The 22,448-nt window shown below is 35.6% G+C and carries 20 protein-coding genes; 13 read left to right on the plus strand and 7 right to left on the minus strand.

Translation table 11 applies throughout. The features are described 5' to 3' along the window. Positions 1–8 precede the first annotated feature (8 nt). Together RQM59_RS03700 and RQM59_RS03705 are read right to left on the minus strand one after the other, a co-directional pair. Positions 9–1,148, minus strand: a complete 1,140-nt coding sequence (locus RQM59_RS03700; protein ID WP_349240713.1) for a T9SS type A sorting domain-containing protein — start codon at positions 1,146–1,148, stop codon at positions 9–11. Positions 1,149–1,392: 244 nt separating this feature from the next. Beyond that, positions 1,393–2,424 (minus strand): LacI family DNA-binding transcriptional regulator, encoded by a 1,032-nt coding sequence (locus RQM59_RS03705; RefSeq protein ID WP_349240714.1) that lies wholly within the window; start codon positions 2,422–2,424, stop codon positions 1,393–1,395. 188 nt (positions 2,425–2,612) lie between these two features. Between RQM59_RS03705 and RQM59_RS03710 the strand changes: the two genes are divergently transcribed. The 4 genes from RQM59_RS03710 to RQM59_RS03725 all read left to right on the plus strand — a co-directional run bounded on the left by RQM59_RS03710 (position 2,613) and on the right by RQM59_RS03725 (position 8,782). Next, entirely contained in the window at positions 2,613–5,237 is a 2,625-nt protein-coding gene (locus tag RQM59_RS03710; RefSeq protein WP_349240715.1) for a TonB-dependent receptor, read from the plus strand. A gap of 137 nt (positions 5,238–5,374) precedes the next feature. Then, complete coding sequence (locus RQM59_RS03715) at positions 5,375–6,679, plus strand: MFS transporter (RefSeq protein ID WP_349240716.1); 1,305 nt, start codon at positions 5,375–5,377, stop codon at positions 6,677–6,679. 7 nt (positions 6,680–6,686) lie between these two features. Then, entirely contained in the window at positions 6,687–7,841 is a 1,155-nt protein-coding gene (locus tag RQM59_RS03720; protein ID WP_349240717.1) for a glycoside hydrolase 100 family protein, read from the plus strand. Next, positions 7,838–8,782 carry a carbohydrate kinase family protein gene (locus RQM59_RS03725; protein ID WP_349240718.1) on the plus strand — a complete coding sequence of 315 codons (945 nt, stop codon included), beginning with the start codon at positions 7,838–7,840 and terminating at the stop codon, positions 8,780–8,782. The genes RQM59_RS03720 and RQM59_RS03725 overlap by 4 nt, the downstream gene beginning before the upstream one ends. 291 nt (positions 8,783–9,073) lie before the next feature. Here RQM59_RS03725 and RQM59_RS03730 read toward each other — a convergent pair whose 3' ends face one another. Together RQM59_RS03730 and RQM59_RS03735 are read right to left on the minus strand one after the other, a co-directional pair. Then, positions 9,074–9,724: an OmpW/AlkL family protein gene (locus RQM59_RS03730; RefSeq protein WP_349240719.1), complete on the minus strand. Its 651-nt coding sequence runs from the start codon at positions 9,722–9,724 to the stop codon at positions 9,074–9,076. Between the two features lie 444 nt (positions 9,725–10,168). Next, positions 10,169–10,306 carry a hypothetical protein gene (locus tag RQM59_RS03735; RefSeq protein ID WP_349240720.1) on the minus strand — a complete coding sequence of 46 codons (138 nt, stop codon included), beginning with the start codon at positions 10,304–10,306 and terminating at the stop codon, positions 10,169–10,171. 218 nt (positions 10,307–10,524) lie between these two features. Here RQM59_RS03735 and RQM59_RS03740 point away from each other — a divergent pair, with 218 nt between their 5' ends. Then, positions 10,525–10,986 carry a (2Fe-2S)-binding protein gene (locus RQM59_RS03740; protein ID WP_349240721.1) on the plus strand — a complete coding sequence of 154 codons (462 nt, stop codon included), beginning with the start codon at positions 10,525–10,527 and terminating at the stop codon, positions 10,984–10,986. Between the two features lie 19 nt (positions 10,987–11,005). After that, entirely contained in the window at positions 11,006–13,216 is a 2,211-nt protein-coding gene (locus tag RQM59_RS03745) for a xanthine dehydrogenase family protein molybdopterin-binding subunit (protein WP_349240722.1), read from the plus strand. On the opposite strand, the gene RQM59_RS03750 is transcribed toward RQM59_RS03745, so the two are convergent. Next, positions 13,217–13,807 carry a nucleotidyltransferase family protein gene (locus RQM59_RS03750; RefSeq protein ID WP_349240723.1) on the minus strand — a complete coding sequence of 197 codons (591 nt, stop codon included), beginning with the start codon at positions 13,805–13,807 and terminating at the stop codon, positions 13,217–13,219. After that, entirely contained in the window at positions 13,807–14,817 is a 1,011-nt protein-coding gene (locus RQM59_RS03755; protein ID WP_349240724.1) for an XdhC family protein, read from the minus strand. The genes RQM59_RS03750 and RQM59_RS03755 overlap by 1 nt, the downstream gene beginning before the upstream one ends. Positions 14,818–14,994: 177 nt before the next feature. Here RQM59_RS03755 and RQM59_RS03760 point away from each other — a divergent pair, with 177 nt between their 5' ends. From RQM59_RS03760 to RQM59_RS03790, 7 genes are all read left to right on the plus strand, one after another. Then, a complete protein-coding gene (locus RQM59_RS03760; RefSeq protein ID WP_349240725.1) occupies positions 14,995–16,179 on the plus strand; it encodes a helix-turn-helix domain-containing protein in 1,185 nt (394 codons plus the stop codon). A gap of 104 nt (positions 16,180–16,283) precedes the next feature. After that, positions 16,284–16,781: a DoxX family protein gene (locus tag RQM59_RS03765; protein WP_349240726.1), complete on the plus strand. Its 498-nt coding sequence runs from the start codon at positions 16,284–16,286 to the stop codon at positions 16,779–16,781. Next, complete coding sequence (locus tag RQM59_RS03770) at positions 16,778–17,161, plus strand: hypothetical protein (protein ID WP_349240727.1); 384 nt, start codon at positions 16,778–16,780, stop codon at positions 17,159–17,161. Before RQM59_RS03765 ends, RQM59_RS03770 begins: the two co-directional genes overlap by 4 nt. Next, entirely contained in the window at positions 17,158–18,045 is an 888-nt protein-coding gene (locus RQM59_RS03775; RefSeq protein WP_349240728.1) for a GIN domain-containing protein, read from the plus strand. Before RQM59_RS03770 ends, RQM59_RS03775 begins: the two co-directional genes overlap by 4 nt. Further along, positions 18,045–18,593 carry a DUF8453 domain-containing protein gene (locus tag RQM59_RS03780; protein ID WP_349240729.1) on the plus strand — a complete coding sequence of 183 codons (549 nt, stop codon included), beginning with the start codon at positions 18,045–18,047 and terminating at the stop codon, positions 18,591–18,593. Before RQM59_RS03775 ends, RQM59_RS03780 begins: the two co-directional genes overlap by 1 nt. A 213-nt stretch (positions 18,594–18,806) precedes the next feature. Next, positions 18,807–20,075 carry a serine hydrolase domain-containing protein gene (locus RQM59_RS03785; protein ID WP_349240730.1) on the plus strand — a complete coding sequence of 423 codons (1,269 nt, stop codon included), beginning with the start codon at positions 18,807–18,809 and terminating at the stop codon, positions 20,073–20,075. Positions 20,076–20,117: 42 nt separating this feature from the next. Continuing rightward, positions 20,118–21,194, plus strand: coding sequence for a DUF2652 domain-containing protein (locus RQM59_RS03790; RefSeq protein ID WP_349240731.1), 1,077 nt, complete (start codon positions 20,118–20,120; stop codon positions 21,192–21,194). Positions 21,195–21,211: 17 nt separating this feature from the next. Here RQM59_RS03790 and RQM59_RS03795 read toward each other — a convergent pair whose 3' ends face one another. Beyond that, on the minus strand, positions 21,212–22,420 hold the full coding sequence (locus RQM59_RS03795) for a hypothetical protein (RefSeq protein ID WP_349240732.1): 1,209 nt from the start codon (positions 22,418–22,420) through the stop codon (positions 21,212–21,214). Positions 22,421–22,448 lie beyond the last annotated feature (28 nt).

Consider the following 22,448-nt stretch of genomic DNA (forward strand, 5'->3'; position numbering starts at 1 on the left):
ATCCAAAGTCAATTTTTAATAATCTTTTTAGTCAAATTTGAACTTCCACTTGAAATTTTTAGAATGTAAATACCTTTATCAAGAGTTGAAATATCAATGCTTTTATTTGACAAATCTGAAAGCGCCGCCACTTTTTTACCTAAAACATTAAATATTTCAATAGATGAAATATCCAGTTCTGAAGAAATATTTATAAAGGAATTTGACGGGTTAGGATATACACCAATCTTTGTACTCACAAAACTATCCGATGATAAAGTACTTTGTGTAGGGTTTGCTGATCCAATATGATTCAATTCAGATCCTTCCCAACTTTCGGGATGTGTTCTAACACTTGTAGAATTTGATCCCATTACCCATAGTCTCGGAGAAGTTGTGCTTGATGGCACATCTCCACCCACCCAATCAACGGCATCTATAGATGCGTCATTATTGATTGTACTTCCTGTTGAATTTCCAATTCTAGCAGCATAATCGTATTGTGTACTTGTTGAAATGACAGTTGCGGAAGAAGGGTGTTTCAATGCAGCCACGGCAGCCGCTTCTGCAAAAATGACATCAGCATACGCAATTTCGCCAGTTGATGAATCATCATCGATAAAAGCAACTCCATCGATAAATGTCCAAATGGAAGTATAAGCTACATCTATTTCTCCATCATCATCGGAATCAATATCATCACTTGAAGAAGGAGCTCCGTTTCCGTTTGTGTTTACTAAAAGAAAACTATGTGATTGCCCTTCCAAATCTCCATCTGTAACATCAAAAAGAATGGTCGCATTAGGGTCCACCGTATAATCGTGACCTGTAGTGAGGATAACAACGTATCCATTTGAACCAATTGTTACGCCAGAGAGATTGATAATCCCTCCCTGTGGACATGGAGTAGTTCCATCATTATTTACAGTACATCCGTTTGTGGCATCACCATTGGATTCTATATCTCCAGGGTTTGAGCCACTATCTCCTTCAACTTGGATTAAATAAGTGTCAGCAGCGATTGTAGCTCCAGCATCACCTCTTAATTCAATATATTCATATGGTGAGTCACTTCCGGAAGGGTTAACCAGAATCTCACTAATAACAAGGTTTTGAGCAAAGCCCATGAATCCTGTTAGCAAGCAAATTAAAAGTAATTTTGTTTTCATATCGCGATAAATTTTATAGTTGAATTGGTTAACCTGTTTGGTTTACCAATCTGGTTGACCAAAATTACAATTTAATTTCACATATCAAAATCTTTTTTGTTAAAACCTTAGAATTCAGTCATTTTTATTACAAAAAGAAGAAGTGCTTTATTCCCGAGGTTGCTTGTAATGAACTATCGCTTTTAGGAAGTAAGTGGGGAAGTTTGATGTGAAAGAAAACCCTGACTACAGCCGTCAGGGTTTTTTACTTGGGTAAATCTTTTGTAGAATTCCTTTTTATTAATTCAGTTTCTAGTTTAATGATTTTTGGAGGATAGTATTTTTCTTTCTTTTTTGATTTTAATTCTTTGAAAAGTTGTTTAAATGCAGTTTTTCCAATTTTATATCCTGGCTGATTTATTGTTGTAAGAGAAGGAGTAATTGCAGATGACATAAACCAGTTACTAAAACCAACAACAGATATTTGATCAGGAACCTTAATGGCTAATTCATTAAAAACCGAGATAGCTCCAATAGCAACTAAGTCAGGATTTGTAAAAAGACCGTCGACATCTTGATGTTCTGAAATTAACTTCCTTGCAAAAAACTGCCCCTCTTCATAACTCAAGTTTTCACATATATAAACCAAAGAAGGGTCATAGTTAATTCCATGATCTTCGAGTGCCTTTTTATATCCCAAGAACCTATCTATAGAGTTTTGAGGAAGTAAAGGACCTCTAAAGTGAGCAATGCGTTTACAGCCAGTATCTATGAGGTGTTTTGTAGCGGTATAAGCTGCTTTTCTATCATCTATTATAACTTTTGAGCAGTTCACAATTTTTGCAATCTTATCGAACATTACCAAAGGAATATTTCTTTCTATTACACTGTTTATATGAGAAAAATCCACGGTAGAATTAGCTAATGAAATTAAGATTCCATCTACTCTTTTATCAAGCAAAAGATTAATTTGCTTTTTCTCCATCTCTTGAGATTCGTTAGATTGAAGTATGATAACTAAATATCCTTTTTTTTCAGCTTGACCGACAATACCCTTAATAACACTTGAAAAAAAGTGATGTACTATTTCGGGGATAATAATTCCAATTGTTTTCGACTCTTTGGTTCTTAAGTTTACTGCGAATGTATTTGGCCTGTAATTTAATGTTTCGGCTAAATCAAGGACAAGTGCCTTTGTTTTTTTACTAACATCAGGATAATCTTTTAAAGCTTTTGAAACTGTGGTAATAGATATTCCTAAAGTTTCAGCAATTTGTTTTAAGGTAACAGGTTTCATTAAAAAGAGATACTTTTAAGCTTTAAAAATTTGATATTAAGAGAGGTAAATATAATAAAAAAAGAAATCGAAAACGTTTTCGGTAAAATCGAAAACGTTTTCGATTTTAATTATTAACAAAAAAAGACAGATCAATTATAGATTTAGCAAACGATAAGTACAAAAATTCACAAATTCACAAATTCACAATGGAAAAAATTAAACAATTAATCAAGCTGTTTGCTCTTGTGTTGATCACCTTAGGGTCTACAAATGCTATGGGACAGTCTACCATTTCAGGTTCTGTAAAAGACCAAACGGGTGAGACACTTCCTGGAGTAAGTATCTTATTGAAGGGAACTACTCAAGGTGCTGTTTCTGACTTCGATGGAAACTACAAAATATCAAATGTAGCGGATGGAACTTATAAATTGGTTGCTTCCTACATTGGTTTTGACTCATTTTCAAAAGTAATTATAGTTGATGGGAGTAACATTGCTTTAAACATAGTTCTGGTTGAAAATGCAGAATCTTTAGATGAAATTATTATTACGGGAGTTACTAATCCAAAGTCTAAAATTGAGTCTAGTGTTTCTGTTACCACAATGAGACCAGAGACAATTAAGCAATCTGCACCAAGAACAACAGCAGAGATTTTCAGAACTATTCCAGGGATTCGTTCAGAGTCATCAGGAGGAGAAGGAAATTCAAATATAGCAGTAAGAGGGGTTCCAATTTCTTCTGGAGGATCTAAATATGTTCAATTACAAGAAGATGGATTGCCAGTTCTTTTATTTGGAGATATGTCATTTGCTACGGCTGATATCTTTACGAGATTTGATTCAAACATTGCAAAAATTGAAGCAATTAGAGGAGGCTCAGCATCTACATTATCTACAAACTCTCCTGGAGCAATAATCAACTTAATAAGTAAAACAGGAAAAACTGAAGGAGGGTCATTAGGATCTACTTTTGGGTTGGATTTCAATTCTTTTAAAACAGATTTCGAATATGGGTCACCTATAGGAGAAAATCTTTATTTCCATATTGGAGGTTTTTATAGAGCAGGAGAAGGAATAAGAGATGTTGGTTTTACAGCAAATAACGGAGGCCAATTGAAATTTAATCTAACCAAAGAATTTGACAAAGGTTATGTAAGGGTTTATGGAAAATACTTAAATGATAGAGCAATTGCTTATTTGCCAATGCCAATTCAAGTGACAGGAACAAATGAGAACCCAACATGGTCAAGTATACCTGGGTTTGATGCAACAGATGGTTCAAATCACACTCCTTTTTTATCACAAAATGTAGGTTTGGGCCCTGATGGGCAGTTAAGAAGGTCAAGCGTTGCTGACGGTATGCGCCCCGAATCTGTGTCTTTAGGCCTAGAAGCTTCATTTGAATTAACAGACGGCTGGAAAATAAAGAACAATGGGCGTTTTTCAAGTAATAAAGGAAGGTTTGTATCGCCATTCCCATCTCAAGTTGCTTCAGCAACAGATATATTATCAAGTGATGCAAATTGGGGATCATTGACTTATGCTAATGATGGAACAGCAGTTCCAGGAAATGTACTGGTTACAAGAATTCATATGTTTGATACAGAACTTAATAACTTTAATAATTTTATGAATGACTTTAAATTGACGAAGTCATTTGATAAGGTAAACTTGACTTTAGGATATTTTAAATCGTTACAAAATGTATCGATGTCTTGGTTGTGGAATTCTTACTTACAAGAATCAGTTGGGAAGAATGCCAGGTTAATTAACGTTCAAGATAATACAGGAGGTTCACTAAGTGAAAATGGACTGTATGCTTATGGTGTACCTTTCTGGGGGAATTGTTGTACAAGAAATTATGACACTCAATATAATATTTCAGCTCCTTATGCAAATTTATCAATTGAAGCTTCTGAAAACTTTAATATTGATGCAAGCATTCGTTATGATAAAGGTAAAGTAGATGGTTCTTTTGCAGGAACTGTTCAAACAATCTTTGATATTAATAACGATGGAACGATTTCTGCACCTGAACAAAGTGTATCAGCAGTAGACAATGCAAATGTTACTACAGTTGATTATGATTACGACTATGTATCTTATTCGTTAGGATTTAATTACAAAATAGAAGATAGACAAGCTGTCTTTGCAAGATTTAGCAAAGGTGCTGCTGCAAAAGCTGATAGAATACTATTTTCTGGCTTAGATTATTTAGATGGAGATAGAATTAATGCGTTGGATTTTATAAGTCAAGGAGAATTGGGGTATAAAAGAGGTTTTGAAAAAGGAACTCTTTATGCAACGTTATTTTATGCGAAAACTTCGGAAGAAGGTGGGTTTGAAGCAACGTCAAATAGCATTATAGAAAATGACTATAAATCTATTGGTGTAGAATTAGAAGGGACGTACAATATTAAAAACTTTAATCTACGAGGAGGAATAACTTACACAAATGCAAAGATAGATTCAGGCACTAATGATGGGAATACACCCAGAAGACAGCCAGATTTTATGTATAACTTAATACCAACCTATACTTTCGGCAGTAATTTGCAAAATAGTATTGGGTTAAGCTTCATTGGTCAGTCCAAAGCATACGCACAAGATTCAAACGAATTAATTATGCCTGGATTTGTTATTGTGAACAGTAATTTAGGTATTGGAATTACTAAGAATTTTGCAGCCAATCTCTCAATAAATAATTTATTCGACTCATTAGGAATAACAGAATCTGAAGAAGGGAGCATAACTTCAGGTCAAGTAAGTTACGTAAGAGCGAGACCAGTACCAGGAAGATCAATTTCACTAGGCCTTAACTATCGCTTTTAAATAAATCATAAGTTCATCATATTATTTGATTATTAAATGCGGAAAAGGGTTCCTGTTGCTAAAATTAACAAGAGCTCTTTTCTAATGTTAAAGTTTTACCTTTCATTATTCAAGTTTACGGACCAAAAAACAAAAAGATGCTTAAAAAACCAAGATTAAGTTTCTGGCAAATATTAAATATGAATGTTGGATTTTTTGGAATCCAGTATAGTTTTGGATTGCAACAAAGCGCTGTAACGCCTATCTATGATTTTTTAGGTGCATCACCAGATACAATTCCTATTTTACATTTGGCAGGTCCAGTAACAGGGTTATTGGTTCAGCCCATTATTGGCGCTATGAGTGACAAAACATGGAGTCCAAGATTCGGAAGACGTAAACCCTATTTTCTAATAGGTGCAATTTTATGTAGTTTGGCTTTATTGGCATTTCCTTTTAGTAGTTCCTTATGGATGGCAGCAGGTTTGTTATGGATTTTAGATGTTGGTAACAACACAACAATGGAACCATACAGGGCTCTTATTGCTGATACATTAGATACAGAACAACAACCATTAGGCTTTCAAATGCAAAGTTTCTTTACTGGTTTAGGACAAGTATTAGCAAATTTATCAATATTTATTTTCCCTCTAATTTTTGTAGGAACTACAGGTTCTTTACCAACGTGGATTTATGCGTCTTTTTTCTTAGGGGCTGCTTTTTCCATTGGAACAGTCTTATGGAGTAATAGTAGAACAAAAGAAACACCGCCTACAAAGGAAGAATTCGCAAAGCTTAAAAGTGAAAAAAGAAGTGTGCTAGGACCATTAATCGAAATTTTTTCTGCCATTAAGGATATGCCAAAAGTAATGTGGCAATTAGCTTTGATCTATTTGTTTCAATGGTATGCGCTGTTTTGCTACTGGCAGAATTCATCGAAAAGTGTAGCTCTTTCCGTTTGGAATGCAACTCCCGATAATAAAGAAGTTTATAGCGAAGCTGTAAGTTGGACAGGATTGGTAAATGGATGGTATAATGTGGTTACATTTTTAGTAGCTTTTGTATTAGTTAGATATGCAAAAAAACACGGCCCTAAAAAAGTACATGCCTTTTGTTTATTAATTGCAGCAATTGCGTTTTTAGTATTTCCACACATCGAAAATAAAAATTTACTATTCTTTGCCATAACAGGTTTTGGTATTGGTTGGGCAAGCATGATGGGAATTCCTTATTTAATGATTGTTGCAGATATTCCGAAAGAACGCTATGGTGTTTATATGGGAATCATCAATATGATGATTGTAATTCCAATGATAATTCAAACCTTATCATTTGGGTATATATTAAAGAACTTTTTAAATAACGACCCAAGAAACGCAATAACTTTTGCAGGTGTTTTATTATTGATTGCAATGATTTTTACTTTTTTAATTAAGTCCAAGAAAACCCCAGTTAAAGAATAAATAAATCATGCAAAAAGCATTAGAATTATTACATAAAGCTAGTAACTCTCAAGGATTTCTTGCAAGTACAAGCAAAACATCAAACTATCAGCGTATTTGGGCTAGAGATGGAGTGATCTGTGGATTGGCTGCACTTCTTAGCGGAGATAAAAATTTGATAGAAACTTTTAAAAAAACTTTAGAAACTTTATCGAGACATCAACATGATTTGGGACATATTCCGTCTAACGTTCATTTTCTTGATGAGAAGCCTGAGGTTAGTTTTGGGGGATTAGCAGGAAGAGTTGATACCATTTCATGGTATATAATTGGAATCTGTAATTATGCATTTTTTACAAAGGATATATCTTTTTTACATCAGAACAAAAGAAGTATTGAAAAAGGATTCAAACTCTTAAATGCTTGGGAGTTTAATAACAATCACCTTTTATATGTACCTAGATCTGGAAATTGGGCGGACGAATACATCACAGAAGGGTATATATTATACGATCAACTACTAAGGTTATGGGCATTGAAATGTTATTTGCATTTTTATTCTAATGACGAATACTCTAGAAAAAAAGAACTAATAGAAAAGAAACTCATTGAGAATTATAAAAACGGAGAAACATCTAAACCGTATCATCCAAAAGCATATAAAGAATTGAATGATTCTCAATATTGGCAAGCATCTATAAACCCGTCTGGCTACCAAAAAATGTTTGATGCGTTTGCTAACTCTTTAGCATTAATGTTAAAACTTGGAGACATTGGCTTTCAAGAAAAGGTCATCTCTTTTTCTGAAAAACTTAGGAACGGCTTACCTCTAAAGCTTCTACCTGCATTTTGGGAAACTATAAAACCCCAGCAGACGGAATGGGAATTATTACTTGACAATTGCAAATATGAATTTAGAAACCACCCCTATGAATTCCATAATGGAGGGACTTGGCAAATGGTGAATGGCTTTTATGGAATTGGCGTTTTTCAAAAAGACCCTTTAGTAAGTAAATATGTTTTAGATGAGATCAAAAAATTAAACAAAGTTAAAGATTACTCATTCTATGAAAATTTTAATACGAAAACACAAAAGGCGATCGGAGTTCCGAATTGTAGTTGGTCAGCAGCGGCAGAAGTTATGTTAGAAATGTACTTAAAAGGTAAAAAACTTTTGGTTTGAAACAAAAAAGAAAGAAAAATATAGTGTGTGTTGGTGAATCTTTGATAGATTTTATAGGCCTTCAGTCAGGAGTGAAGATAAGTGAAACAAAAGATTACCATCGATATTTAGGAGGCTCACCTACCAACGTGGCTATTAATCTAGCAAGATTAGGATTAAATGTGAAAATGATCTCGACTGTTGGAGATGACGGTTTTGGGTCTTATGCGATTAATAGATTGGAAGAATTAGGAGTAGAAACATCAAGTATCAGAAGAATTAAAAAGATTCCTACCAGTATTATCTTCGTGTCTAGATCTTCAGGAACTCCAGAATTTATACCTTTTAGAGAGGCAGATGTGCATATTACAGAAAGTCAAATAAGAACAGAAATTCTTGAAGAAGCAGGGGTTTTTCATACGACTTGTTTTGCTTTGAGCAAAAATCCAGCAAGAGAAACGATACTCATAAAAGCAAAAGAAGCCTATTCTTTGGGTTGCAAACTCAGTATTGATATTAATTTTTCAGATAAGATTTGGAATGATAAAGAAGAAGCTATTTCAGTTCTAAAAGAATATTGCACATACAATCCTTTGGTCAAAGTGAGTGAAGATGATGTGCAAAGATTATTTGGAAAAGAGATGCCTCGAGAAGAACTCTTTCATTTTTTTCATGAAAACAATGTTGATACCGTGTGCCTTACACTTGGGAAAGATGGAGTTGTACTATCTCAGAAAGGTCAGGAGCCTAAAAAATATAAAGCGATTAAGGTAGATACAGTTGTAGATGCTACTGGAGCCGGAGATGCTTTTTGGTCTGGATTTTTATATGCTTATACGGAGGAGAAAAGCATGGATGAATGTATACAAATGGCTCTTAAATTAGCAGCTCTGAAGCTACAAAATGTGGGTAGATTACCATACAACATTGACATTTTATTAGAATTATCAAAAATAAGCTAGCAATCTATGTGCTTAGCTTATAAATTAGGATTACGTCCAAAGTAATATTTCCTTCGTGCTTCTAATTTTTTCCAAAGAAGAGATTGGAGTTATTACCTTTACTTAGACACAAAATTTAAGGATGTTTGTTGTTAAATAAATATCTTAGAATAATGAAAAAACGAACTCATTTGTAAAACAATCTATGAGTAGAATTGCCAATGTTGGGAAGTAAGCAGGAATTTTTGCTATGAGGAAAACCCGTTTCTCAAAACTGAGAAACGGGTTTTCACAAAATATAATAGTAAGTTTCTAAAGCTTTAGACCAAAGCCAATACCAAATATCCAAGGATTGATATCTACATCTGCTCCAACTGTTGCCCCTAGTGCAGTAGTCGCATTTATAGTAGCATCGGTGCTTAAGAATAATCTTTTAATGTCAAAGTTTAGGAACCATTTGTCATTTAGCATATAATCAAATCCTCCTTGAAAGGCAAAGCCTACTACGGTGTCATATTCCACCTTGTCTGCTACCGGACCATTATCAACTCCATAAAACAAGGTCAAATTAAGACCAGCTCCAACATAGGGTACAAAATCCCCTCCTGTAAAATGATATTGTCCTAATAATGTTGGAGGTAATAACCATACATCGCCTAGATCAATATCGCCCGCTGCTGTTCCAACTGCTTTTACATCATGATTCGTAGTTGCTAGAATTAATTCCGCCGACCAATTTTTAGTAAAATAATAAGTAATATCTAATTCAGGAACAAAAGAAGAAGAAATGGAAACATCTCCACCTATAGTTTGAATGGTAGCACTCTCGTTTGGAGTCACCGAAATGGCTCTCAATCGGAATTGCCATTTACTAAAATCAGCATCTTTTTTTGAATCTTCTTGTGCATTTGTCATACTAATAGATAAGAGTAAAACACATGCTGCAATTATTGCTTTTTTCATGATAATTAAGTTTAAATTATATCACAAAATTAGAGACAATGAAGAGGGTTAAACATGACTTTTGTCATAGTAAAAAAGAGATTTTGTAAAGTGAAAGATGTGTAAGTACTTGCCATGAAAAAGCCGAGGTTTAAACCTCGGCTTTTTAATAATCAAACATTATACGTAATGTTTACTTTTTTAATTCTTTAATTCTTCTGTAGAATCTATCCAACAATATTGCCGATACTAAACTGTACAGTACAAGAACAAGAATTATAATATTATCTGGCCCCCCCATAATAAATTAAAATTTTTGTTATGCAGCTAAGATACTAATTTTTATAGTATTACAATGTTAAATGTTCGATTATGGGTTAAAGACTATCGATGAATGGTGCGTTTAAATAGATAAACGGAAAAACGAATAGATGCGAATAAGTACTAAAGAAGTAGGTTCCAATGCTATTTTTTAACCTTTTTGGAAGCAAAAAAGAAGGCAATCGCACCTAGGATAAAAATAACTAAAACAACAGAAAAGAAAAGCGTTGAACTAGCTGTAGCTTCTTGAATAGTATCCGTAGGCATAATCTGTAAAAGCATGATATATGGTTTTGGTACTGCATAGTTAACCAAATAGAGAAACAAAGAGTTTGATTTTTAGATTAATAGCTTTTCTGTTTAGATAAGCTGTTGTTTTTTATAGTTGAATGGTATATTCTGTTAAATCATTCTTAAAAGGAGCTTAAAAAAAGATAGAGTATAGAAGGGCTTTGATTTTTTTGTAACTTAACACATCAAAAATTCAAAACTAACTACCTATGCCTAATTACAGCGTAAAAGTTAATGGAAAGACATTAGCTGTCAATGTAGATTCAGACACCCCTTTATTATGGGTCTTAAGAGATGAACTTAACCTGGTTGGTACCAAATTCGGATGCGGCATTGCACAATGCGGAGCCTGTACCATTCATATAGATGGAACCGCAACTCGAAGTTGCCAAATGCAAATCTCTATGGTCGATGGGATGGAAATAACCACTATTGAAGGACTTTCAAAAGACGGGTCGCATCCTGTGCAACAGGCATGGAAGGAAATTGATGTACCGCAATGCGGTTATTGTCAGGCAGGTCAAATGATGACGGCATCGGCATTTTTGAAAGAAAACCCGAATCCATCTGATAAAGAGATACGCGAAGCTATGCATGGAAATATTTGCAGGTGTGCTTCTTATAATAGAATTGAGAAAGCTGTGAAAGTGGCTTCAAAAAATATGTCATAACTAACCCAACTACTACAATATGGAATCTAAAAATAACACCTTCAATTTTAGCCGAAGAAACTTTTTAAGAACCTCTGCTCTTGCTAGTGGTGGATTATTAATCGGGTTTAACATTTTATCAGCATGTAAACCGGAAGCGGTAATGCCCGTGGATGTTGAAAACTTAAATTTTAACGATTTTAATGCATTTATAAAGATATCAGAAGAAGGCTATGTAACCATCTTTTCTCCGAACCCAGAAATCGGTCAGGGAGTAAAAACATCTATGCCAATGATCATTGCAGAAGAGTTAGAGGTGGCCTGGAAGAATGTATTTGTAGCGCAAGGAGCTTTGGATAATAAAAATTTTCAAAGACAGGTAGCAGGAGGAAGTCAATCTATTCGATTCGGTTGGAATGCTTTGCGCCAAACAGGTGCAACTGCTAAACAGATGCTTGTTAATGCAGCAGCAAAAAAATGGAATGTACCACCATCGACTTGTTCTGTTTCAGAAGGAATTATCACAAATGCGAACGGAGACAAATTGGGATATGGTGAAGTTGTTAAAGAAGCTGCTGCGCTAGAAGTTCCTGAGAATGTACCGTTGAAAAAGATAAAGGATTATAAGATTATTGGTCAGGAAATAACCAATGTAGATATAGATAAGATTATCACTGGAAAGCCACTTTTCGGATTAGATTATAAGGCAGAAGGGATGCTATATGCCTCCGTACTGAGGCCTCCGGCTTTTGGAAAGAAACTAGTTAGTTTTGACGATAGTAAAGCGAGAGAAGTGAATGGTGTAACGGATGTTGTTCGGTTTGGAGAAAAACTTAAAAAAATTGGGAATCAAGCTAGTAGGTTTACCAGTATTGTAGATAAAGTTGCAGTTATTGGGACCAGCACATGGGCTGTGATGAAAGGTAAAAAAGCACTAATCGCGCAATGGGAAGATGATGGAAAATTAGAAAGTACAGCAGATCATGATAAAGAGTTATTTAAGATCTTAGATGGTAAAAAGTTTGATACACGTCGTGATGACGGTAATACTAAGAGCGCTTTTACAAAAGCGGACAAGGTGATTGAACGAACATACGAATCTCCGTTTTTACCTCACAATTGCATGGAACCGATGAATTTCTATGCAAACATTACTCCAGAGAAAATGCATTTAGTGGGACCCATCCAAACTCCTGCTTGGGTGTCAGGAATGGTTTCTGCAATGTTCGATAGAAAACCTGATGAAATGCATTTAGAAATGACCCGAATGGGAGGTGGTTTTGGACGCAGACTGTATGGAGATTTTGCGCTGGAAGCAGCAGAGATCTCTGGGATGGTAAAAAAACCAATCAAGGTAGTATTCTCTAGAGAAGATGATATGGCAGCTGGAACGTACAGGCCAGCCATCAAATATAGAATCAAAGCATCTTTAAAAGATGGAAAAATAACGGGGTATCATTTAAAGGAAGCAGCAATTAATTCCAACATGTATGGATTGATTCCTAATTTCTTTCCGGCAGGATGTATCCCTAATTATAAAGTAAGCACAGGAAACTATAAAAGTGATATTACCACGGGAGCATGGAGAGCACCATATACAAACTTCTTAGCTTTTGCTGAGCAAAGCTTTTTCCGAGAGTTGGCAGATGAACTAGGAAAGGACCATCCACAGTTGATTATTGAACTACTTCAAAATGTAAAAGGAACTAAAGATGAAAGTATTCAGTATTCTGGACAGCGAATGGAAGACACCATTAAACTGGTTGTCGAAAAGTCGAATTGGGGTAATACAGGAAGTGGAGTACATCAAGGCTTTGCTGCTTACTATAGCCATAACACACATGTAGCTGAAGTGGCAGATGTAGTGCTAAAAAATGGAATTCCTCAAATTCAGAAAGTAACGGTAGCTGTGGATTGTGGAATTGTGATCAACCCTACAGGAGCGAGAAATCAAGTAGAAGGCGGAGTACTAGACGGAATCGGTCATGCAATGTATGGAAGTTTTTCGTTTAAAGACGGAAGACCACAAGCGGTCAACTTTGATAGGTATCGTATGATCAGAATGAATGAAACACCTAAAGTTGATGTGCATTTTGTGCAGAATGAACTCTCTCCAACAGGTTTAGGAGAGCCAGGGTTGCCGCCAGCGGGAGGTGCTGTCGCAAATGCGCTTAAAGCAGCAACGGGACAACAATTGTTCAGTCAGCCATTTATAAATGAATTAGCAATAAAATCGAAAGTGTTGGGATAATTAAGGCGCTACTAACGCGACATAATCATCCATAGTATCAATATCAAAATAGGCGATGTTAGCTTCATAGTAGGCAACATCGCTTTTATTTTCCATCAATATTGATTTTGCCCCTTCTTCTCCCGAAAGCTTTATCAGAGATTCAAAATAGGCACTGTCAAAAACAACAGGAACACCTTGATTATTTGTATACTTTGTAACAGAGATTCCTAAATTATTGGTATTATGTGTGTTTAATAATGCCTCATAGTTTGATATTTCGAACAGAGGTAAATCCACTAGTGTTATTAGTATTTTTTTGCAACTCACTTCTTGTATGAGATAAGAAATACCAGTACTAATTGATGTTCCCATACCTTTTTCCCACTCGTGATTTTGAATGATACCGATGGGTAAATGTGCAATTGTAGGTTGAATGCGATCGAAATGAGCACCCAAAACCACATATACTTTTTGTGCTTGTAAAGTCAGCAATTTTGAGATGGTATCCTCCAAAAGAGTACCTTCTTTATAAGAAAGCAATTGTTTTGGAGTTCCTAGTCGCTTTGAAGCACCTGCCGCTAACAGTAGTATGACGGTTTCGTCTTTCATTACTGATGAATTCCTTTTGTTTTATCCTTCAGAAGCATAAGTTCCTGATTCCGAACCACAGTTAAAATTTCTCCCATAATGGAAATAGCAATTTCCTGTGGAGTTTCTGCTCCGATATTGATACCAGCAGGACCATGAATAGATTCGATAAAATCTTCATCTATATCGGGATAGTATTCAAACAATTCATTGATCATTTTATCTCTTCTTCTACTAGGACCTAAAAGTCCCAAATATCTAGGTTTCTTATTGCGAATACTTCCTAGATATTTTAAATCTTTCACAAAGCTATGAGTCATTAGAACCACTGCGGTTTGATCATCCATTTCCTCTTGTGCAAATGCTATCTCATCAACACCCAAGTACCTGGATGCTCCCGGAAAGTTGCCAATACTTTTAGGGTCATCGGGAGGAGCAATAATCGTTACTTCCCAACCGGTTTGTGAAGCATACTTGCATAACTCAACAGCATCGTGTTCTGAGCCAACAATCAATAATTGAAAACCAGCTTTGATGTTTTGATGAAAAGTATCCAGCGTATTGTAAGCATCCACATTTGGCGATAACAAATACGAATTGTGGGAGAAGGTGAAGGTAGAACCTCCTTTCAGTCGATGTGCTTCTTCCTTCGAAAAAGTGGTTTGAATTTGAAATTCCTTTCTAGATTTCCATTGTTTTTCAAAAGCTTCAAAGAAGTCATTAGAAGGAGCAAAAGGCTCAATTAAAATGTATAAAATGCCTTCACAACCTAAACGATACCTGCCATCATAAACCATAAGTTTAGGGAGCTCATCTTTAAAAACGCTTTGTGCCTGACGAAGAATTTCTTTCTCAACACACCCACCGCTCACGGCACCGATCATGGTTCCATCTTCCAATATTGCCATACGAACTCCAGGCCTTCTGTACGAAGAGCCATCTAAAGAGACAACCGAAACAAAAACTATTTTACTATGGTTTGTTTTTGCTAGTTTGGCAGCATGAATAATGTTCTTTAATTCGTGTATCATGGTCGAGTGTACCAAAATACAAATTTTAACAGGCTTATACTTATCCGCAAGGACTTAGTTGTGTTAATAATTTACAAAAAAACCGATTTACAAGACTCATTATAATTTGAGACCTATTTCGATAGAGATAGCAGGTCAATTTTTAATTTCGAATTAAAATTTCACATATATTTGAGCATGAGTTTGTTACCTGCATTTGTGTTTCCAAATTTTAATATCCATAGTACTCCTTTATTAATTCTTGTTCTTCAAGGGTTGATATTCGTTGGGTTACTACTTGTTAAATATGCTAAAAATAAGAACCCGTCCGATCTTTTATTGGCATTAATCCTTTTGTTGGTTTGCTACCAGCAAACCTGCTATACGGTGGGATTTATGGGATGGTATGACACGTTTAGAAACACAAAGATCAATTATTGGTTAATGCCCATAGCGTTGGCGTTGGGCCCAATGATCTATATCTATGTGAGATCAGTAACGACCTCTGTATTTCGATTTACAAGAAAGGACCTAAGACATTTCATATTAGCTATTGCCTTAGTGATTTATAGAGTTTCTATTTATACCTATGATACGCTGCAAACGGGTTTTGATGCCACTCAAAACGGTGTCCTTAAGTTAGCATTAGATGAACCCATTGTTTTACCCATTCTGAACTTTTTAAATTTTGCTGTAATGTTACTATACCTAGCGTTTACATTCCAGCTATTTTATAATTACAGAAATAAGATTCAGCAATATTTTTCAAATACCTACAAGCTAGAGCTTAATTGGATCTTAAGCTTTCTGGTCGTTTTCACGGCACTCTTTTTGTATGGAACTATTCAGACATTAATAAACGAGTATGTAACAGAACTAAGTTACAAACAGCAGTGGTGGCTCAATCTTTTTATGGCAATAATTACTATATATGTTGGCATTAGAGGATATTTTACGGACACCACGAAGTTGAAAAGACTAAACTTCACCTTTACACCGAACCCAATTAGTATTCCGCAAGTTGAAAAAGATAAAGGAGTAAGCCAAGAAGAGATAGATCATGTTAGGACGTATATGGAAAAAGAAAAACCCTATCTGAATCCCGAGTTGAATCTTTCTGATCTAGCAACCGCGTTAGATATGAGTAGAGCTCAACTTTCCCAAGTCATAAACAACGGATTTAATAAAAACTTTAATGACTTTGTCAACAGTTTTCGAATAGATACATTTAAAGAAAAACTAAAGGAAGGAAAGCATAAACAACTTTCCTTATTAGGAATTGCCTATGATTCAGGCTTCAACAGTAAGGCGACCTTTAATCGTGTTTTTAAGAAACTAACCAGTACTTCACCCACAGAATATTTAAATTCTCATATACAATAAGACGTCTCAAATCGTATTTGAGCCTCAGTTTTACGGGTTGAGTCGTACAATCAAAAAACGTGTTGCAATTTTGTTTCATCAAAACGAAATAAAACTTTCTACTTATGAAAACACGTTTGTTACAATTACTACGAAGAAGTATGACCCCGTTAATCCAAAAGTACTGGATAGGAGATCTAGTCTTCGCAATCCCCAGAGTTGTCTGCGGATTTTTATTGACCTCAAGCTTTGGGTCTGATAAGTTTGGGCTCCCTTGGTCTTCCAAGGCAAATTTAGGGTTCTTTGAGGTGGTGGCCTGGTTTCCTGAAGATGTGGCTTCCTATGGGGGAATCTTTGCTTTGGCACCAGTATTTTTTGCATGGATGGGTGCGTTTAGCGAGGCTGTCGGAGGGTTACTGCTAATGCTCGGATTAAAAACCAGGATTGCATCTTTTTTAATTATGTGTACCATGTTAGTTGCCATTTTTATGCAAAAATGGGGTCAGGGAGTCTGGAGCATGCTTCCTGCTATGGGATTCTTATGGGTGTCGATGTACCATGTATATACAGGTTCAGGAAGATTTGGACTAGACTATCTAATGACTAAAAAACAAACATCATGAAGAAATACATAATTACAATGATAGTGGGTGTATTGTTCGCCAGTTGCGTACAGGAAACACATACAAAGAAGGTGACTTTTTTCATTGATATGAACGGAGTTGAAAACGTGAACAGTGTTGGAATTCGAGGAAATTTTCTACCGAACAAATGGAGAGAAACCGTTCCAATGTCGGATGAAGATAAAGACGGAATCTACCAGATCTCCTTTACCGAAAAAACAGCGGCATATGGAATAGCGTTCAAGTTTGTGAAGAATAACAATCAGTTCGAACTACCAGGAGAAGGCAATAGAGAACTTGTTTTTAAATACCAACCTGAGGTTATTGAATACAAAGCAATTTTTAATAATAATAAGCACATCAAAATAGACAGAAAATGAAAAAAATAACGGTATTGCTATTGCTGATCAGTATGACAGCTTTAGCACAAACAAAAGGAAACAAAAAGATAGAAAAACGTTTTTTTAATGTTGAAAATTTAGAAGTACTCTCAGTAGATCTTTATGCAAATATTATAGTTGATCTGGAACAAGAGGAAGGGATGACCATAGAAATGGATGAAAATCTATTTGACAAGATCGATACCGAAGTTTTAGATGGTAGGTTAGCATTGGGTCAGTTGAAATGGATACAACCGTCACAACGGATCAGTATAAAAATTGGAGCACCAAAACTGAAGAGAATTGTTCAGGATACACATGGAACGCTCCGAGTGGTCAATGTAAATAACGAAACCATACAAATAACAGCTCCTTTAGGAAAAGTGGTTCTTTCAGGTCAAACAGGAGATCTTCGATTAGCGATCGAAAATGGAGAAGTAGATGCCTCGGAATTAAATGCGAAAAAAGCCAGAGTCAATATTTGGGGATGGGGAAAGGCAAGAGTTTTTGTAGAAAAGGAGCTTTTCACAAAACTTTCTGAAGACGCAAAACTGGAAATGGTCAATCAGCCAAATAAACTTACTGGTGATACCAAAAGGTTTTTGAGAAAAAAAAGAGAATCGTCGAATAAAGAGATTACATGGATTAGTTTTAAAATCAAGAATAACTCGTGGAATAGAAATCATTTTGTTGTAGTTGGACCAAAGCAAAATGGAGGTAGGTTTAGTTATGGATTTCCTATGATGCCTGGACTTAGTAAAAAAGAAAGATGGACCGTAGGGACTAAAGTGTATAAAGTGAATAAAATAGGCTTGCGAAAACACTTGGTAACTATAAAAGCGGGAGACGAAGGAAAAGTGGTTAAACTTTTTAAGAAGGAATAATGAAAAAAAGAAGATTATTGAACATCAATGGATTGGTTGCAGGTAGCGCATTGTTTATTAGTGCGTGTGCATTGTTTCTCTCCATTCAGGAAGTAAGAATCATGAGGACTCAACAAAAAGCAAGTATGTATCCCTATCTAACCTATAATTGGACCTATACCGGAGAAGGATTCGGGATCGAACTTAAAAATAGTGGGAACGGTTTGGCAAAGATCACTTCTTACAAGGTGTTTAATGATAGTATCTATTTTAGAGACTGGATCGATGTATTAAAACACTACATGCCAGAAGCGAAAACTATAGGATATGCCACTATTAGTACCTCAGGAAACATACGAGATCAGATGATCAGTCCTGGGGAAACCAAACAACTAATATTCATAAAATGGAACGAAGAATCGAGAGTGTTAGAAACAAAGACAAGGAATCTTAAAATCTCTATATGCTATAGTTCTTTGCTGGATGAACACTGGGCAATACAACATAAAATTCCGAAACAAATAGAGAAACCATTACCTTTTCTTATTGAACAAGAATTTGGTTTCTAAGGCAAAATTTTAATCACAAACGAAGCGTTATACTAAAACTAACAAACCATTATGAACACGAAGTATGTTTTACAGATTTTCAAATTTTTGTGCTTGACATTGATTCTAGTCGGGTGTTTCCGGAATGTTGAAAGAGACATTTCTTTTGAAGACCATTTGATTCCCTCAATTCAAGTAAAAAATGAACCCCGCTTTTACAATTTGAAAGAGAGAATGGAACATTATAAGGTCCCGGGAATTGCTATCGTAATCATAAAAGACGGAAAGATCGTCTTGAACAAAGGATATGGTATATCTCGAAGTGACGATAGCATTCGGGTATCTACGAAGACCTTATTTCAGGCAGGTTCCATTGCGAAATCCATAACTGCACCAGGTGTCATAAGATTAGGGGAAAAAGGAATCTTGGATCTGGACAGAAACATTGATGAGTACATTAAGAACTGGAACCTTCCTAAAAACCCCTATAAAAAACCGGTGACACTGCGGATGCTATTAAGTCATACCTCAGGAATGATCAACAATAATTATAAAGGGTTTCCTCAAAATGAGGACGTTCCTAGTTTGAATATGGTTTTAGATGGTATCGGAAAGTACAAACCTGCACAATTAGATACTGTTCCTGGGGTTAGATATCAGTATTCTAATGTGGGGTATGGTGTCATACAACGGATTGTCGAAGATGTTGTAGGAAAACCTTTTGAGATAGTTATGGAAGAAGAGGTGTTTATGCCTTTTGATATGACCCATTCTACATTCGAAAGAAGAAGAAAGGGCAACGATGAAAACATCAGCTATGCCTATAATAGAAAAGGAGAAATCGTACCTGGATACTGGTATAATGCTGGAATTAAAGCAAGCGGAGGTCTTTGGACCACAGCGGAGGACTTGGCGAAGTTCATGATGAACATGCAACAGGAATTTTCTAAGAGAGCGCTACTAGAAATGATCACTCCTGTTAAGGCAACCTATGGTTTAGGATTTAACGTAAAAGGAGAAAAAGACACCGTTGCCTTTTATCATAGTGGTAAAAATGTGGGATATACGAATTTTATGATCGGATATGTACAGCAAGGAGATGGCGTTATTGTATTGACGAATGCTGATAATGGTGGATACTTATTTAGTGAGATCATTCGTGGAATATCGGATTTGAACCAGTGGGATTTTATGAAGCCAAAAGAGTTGGAAACAGTAAATATAAAAAAGGAAGTACTGGATGTCTACGTAGGAACCTATGAGTTAACACTGGGCGTAGACTTATATACGTTAAAAGTTGAAAGAGATGGTTCGCATTTAAAGTTGATCGACCTTGATGAAAATAATGAAGAATACCCTTTGCGAGCATTGTCGGAAACGAAGTTCAGAGATATTAATGATGGCGAAAAAGTGGATTTTATAAAAGATAAGGAAGGAAATATCATCTTGCTTTGGGATGAACAATATCGATTTAAGAGAAAAGAAACGGTTAAGGAAAACTAGAAAATATCGACTATATTTATAGAACACTTGAGTCTATAATTCATGGCACATTCCTTATTCTTTATTCCTGACATTTCAGGGTATACCAACTTTATTCAAACGACGGAGATAGAGCACAGTCAGCACGTCATTGCAGAGCTTCTGGAAGTACTGATCGAGGCAAACGTGGAGAATTTGAAATTGGCAGAAATTGAAGGAGATGCTTTGTTTTTTTATAAAGAGAACAAAGTGCCGTCGCAAGAGCGGTTATTGGCTCAGATAGAGCGCATGTTCAAAGCTTTTTATAGTCATTTAAAACTTTTAGAAACCAATAGGATCTGTCCATGTAATGCTTGTGCTACTGCGCCTGACCTTAACCTAAAGATCATTGTTCATTGCGGAGAGATGCAGTTTATAGAGGTACAAGGCACCAAAAAACCATTTGGAAAGTCTGTGATTCAGTCTCACAGATTGTTGAAGAACTCTATTGAAAGTGATAACTACGTGTTGGTGAGTCAGGAATTGAGTGAAAAGATATGGCTATCAGCAGATTATAAAAGCAAGCTCTACGATTTTAAGGCAGGAGCGGATACCTACGACAATGAAGAAATTCCATATAACTATACAATAGTAAATGTTGAAGCCTTGTCTTTAAAAAAACAAGAGCAACTTAAAGAAGTAACTTTTGGAAGAAGTCCAGACATTTTATTTGAGCAGATATTAGAAACGTCTAAAGAACAGGCTTATGAGTATATTTCAAATTACAGATATAGAAATGATTGGACCACTGGAGTAGACGATTTTCAGTTTAAACTGAACGAGGTAACTCGGCTAGATTCTGAGCATACCTGTGTGATCAATGGGAAGCATATAGATTTTATTGCGGTAACTAAAGAAGGAAAACCAGGACAACTCGTTTATGGTGAAATGACAAAGACGCCGCCGTTAGTGGATGCCTTATATCAGTTTTATCTATTAGAAGATATTGGTCAGAATAGATCTAAACTAACCGTTGAAGTATTTTTGGAAGCAAAGTCTCTTATCAAAAAGATATTGGTACAGTTAATAGGGAAAAGAATCTTCAAAAAAGGAGTTACCACTTCACTACAAAGCCTTTCAGCATTTATAAAGAAGCAGTAACCCCAGGAGAATAACTACTAAAAATATTTTGAGATTGAAAACCTCAAAAAACTATCATTTTGGAAATTTGAAAGAATAAACTCGTGTGCATCAATATTGCTGAATATTCTAGCCTCTACTTCCGCTTTCCAAGATTGCCAAATACGTCTGGAAGCTTCAATACTAAAAATAGTACTGCTAGATTCCAGGTCTGTAATTCCTCCTACAAGAATAGAAGTATCTTTTACGTCGTTAAAAGCGATTCTACTTCCAAAGAAAAGATCATTTTGTAAACCATTTAAAGAAAGCGCATCCCGATCATCATATAAATATTCGCCTATAAATCCAATATCTAATCCATTACCATCAATATTGCTAAACGTATATTCTAGCCCAGCTACCAGTGCAAAGAAATCCTGTGCATTCGCACTACGATAGATTGATTCTAGCTTCCACAAATACGCATTGTGAGTAATTTGAAGATCTATTCCTGTTTGGTTGATCACAGGATAAAAAGCATTGATGTTTCCGAAATTATCAAAAGTGAACAGGGGTTCTCTTCCGTTACCATAAAAGTGAGAAACCCCTAAATCGAAAGCACCAAAAAAATGACTCCATCTAACAGCCAAGTCTTGTCTCCATTGTTCAGCACCGCTCTCATAAGCAAGATCATCTTTATCGATAACCACAGGAAAGCGGAGACGCCCCTTCCTTCCAGCAAAAGTTCTTTTTCTATGGTAGGGTAAATAGAAGAAGTCAAAACTTCCAAAGCTATCGGTTGTATACGTAAACTGCACCATAGGTTGTCCAAGTTTCTCTTCACCGTCGAAAGATTCAACCTGATCTGTCTGGTTGATAATATCTACCAAATGATTACTTTCTGTAACGCCCCAATACACTTTTTTTAAACCAACGCTCAGCTCCCAATTGCCTTTCGCTTTTTGATAATATAATTCACGAATATCCCAATGGGTTCGCTCATCGTCCCGATCGAATCTGAAGAATCCAGTAAAGTTAATACTCTCATATCCCTTATTCCATGCTACGGTATATTCCGGACGAAAAGCGATGGAAGGAAAATGACTTTCCTGACCATTGAACAACCCGTCATCGTAAAAATAACGATACTCGCCTTCGACCTCTAATTCAAAATCGTGACTTAACGCGCTTTTTTCTTGGCCGTAAATCCCTACGATATTAAGCAGTAATATTACAGCCAAAACCAGATTATATATAAATTTCTTCATGTTTCAGTTATAGAAAACAACACTGAGC

Origin of the sequence: Asprobacillus argus (assembly GCF_032248395.1) — a bacterium.
GTDB classification, from domain to species: Bacteria; Bacteroidota; Bacteroidia; order Flavobacteriales; family Flavobacteriaceae; genus Polaribacter; species Polaribacter argus.

Excerpts from the sequence above, each read along its gene's own strand:
- RQM59_RS03790 (WP_349240731.1), top strand. The coding sequence starts at position 20,118 with ATGGCACATTCCTTATTCTTTATTCCTGACATTTCAGGGTATACCAAC.
- RQM59_RS03780 (WP_349240729.1), top strand. The coding sequence starts at position 18,045 with ATGAAAAAAAGAAGATTATTGAACATCAATGGATTGGTTGCAGGTAGC.
- RQM59_RS03775 (WP_349240728.1), top strand. The coding sequence starts at position 17,158 with ATGAAAAAAATAACGGTATTGCTATTGCTGATCAGTATGACAGCTTTA.
- RQM59_RS03730 (WP_349240719.1), bottom strand. The coding sequence starts at position 9,724 with ATGAAAAAAGCAATAATTGCAGCATGTGTTTTACTCTTATCTATTAGT.
- RQM59_RS03750 (WP_349240723.1), bottom strand. The coding sequence starts at position 13,807 with ATGAAAGACGAAACCGTCATACTACTGTTAGCGGCAGGTGCTTCAAAG.
- RQM59_RS03765 (WP_349240726.1), top strand. The coding sequence starts at position 16,284 with ATGAAAACACGTTTGTTACAATTACTACGAAGAAGTATGACCCCGTTA.
- RQM59_RS03770 (WP_349240727.1), top strand. The coding sequence starts at position 16,778 with ATGAAGAAATACATAATTACAATGATAGTGGGTGTATTGTTCGCCAGT.
- RQM59_RS03700 (WP_349240713.1), bottom strand. The coding sequence starts at position 1,148 with ATGAAAACAAAATTACTTTTAATTTGCTTGCTAACAGGATTCATGGGC.
- RQM59_RS03705 (WP_349240714.1), bottom strand. The coding sequence starts at position 2,424 with ATGAAACCTGTTACCTTAAAACAAATTGCTGAAACTTTAGGAATATCT.
- RQM59_RS03785 (WP_349240730.1), top strand. The coding sequence starts at position 18,807 with ATGGAACATTATAAGGTCCCGGGAATTGCTATCGTAATCATAAAAGAC.
- RQM59_RS03735 (WP_349240720.1), bottom strand. The coding sequence starts at position 10,306 with ATGCTTTTACAGATTATGCCTACGGATACTATTCAAGAAGCTACAGCT.
- RQM59_RS03710 (WP_349240715.1), top strand. The coding sequence starts at position 2,613 with ATGGAAAAAATTAAACAATTAATCAAGCTGTTTGCTCTTGTGTTGATC.
- RQM59_RS03795 (WP_349240732.1), bottom strand. The coding sequence starts at position 22,420 with ATGAAGAAATTTATATATAATCTGGTTTTGGCTGTAATATTACTGCTT.
- RQM59_RS03755 (WP_349240724.1), bottom strand. The coding sequence starts at position 14,817 with ATGATACACGAATTAAAGAACATTATTCATGCTGCCAAACTAGCAAAA.
- RQM59_RS03745 (WP_349240722.1), top strand. The coding sequence starts at position 11,006 with ATGGAATCTAAAAATAACACCTTCAATTTTAGCCGAAGAAACTTTTTA.
- RQM59_RS03760 (WP_349240725.1), top strand. The coding sequence starts at position 14,995 with ATGAGTTTGTTACCTGCATTTGTGTTTCCAAATTTTAATATCCATAGT.
- RQM59_RS03720 (WP_349240717.1), top strand. The coding sequence starts at position 6,687 with ATGCAAAAAGCATTAGAATTATTACATAAAGCTAGTAACTCTCAAGGA.
- RQM59_RS03740 (WP_349240721.1), top strand. The coding sequence starts at position 10,525 with ATGCCTAATTACAGCGTAAAAGTTAATGGAAAGACATTAGCTGTCAAT.
- RQM59_RS03715 (WP_349240716.1), top strand. The coding sequence starts at position 5,375 with ATGCTTAAAAAACCAAGATTAAGTTTCTGGCAAATATTAAATATGAAT.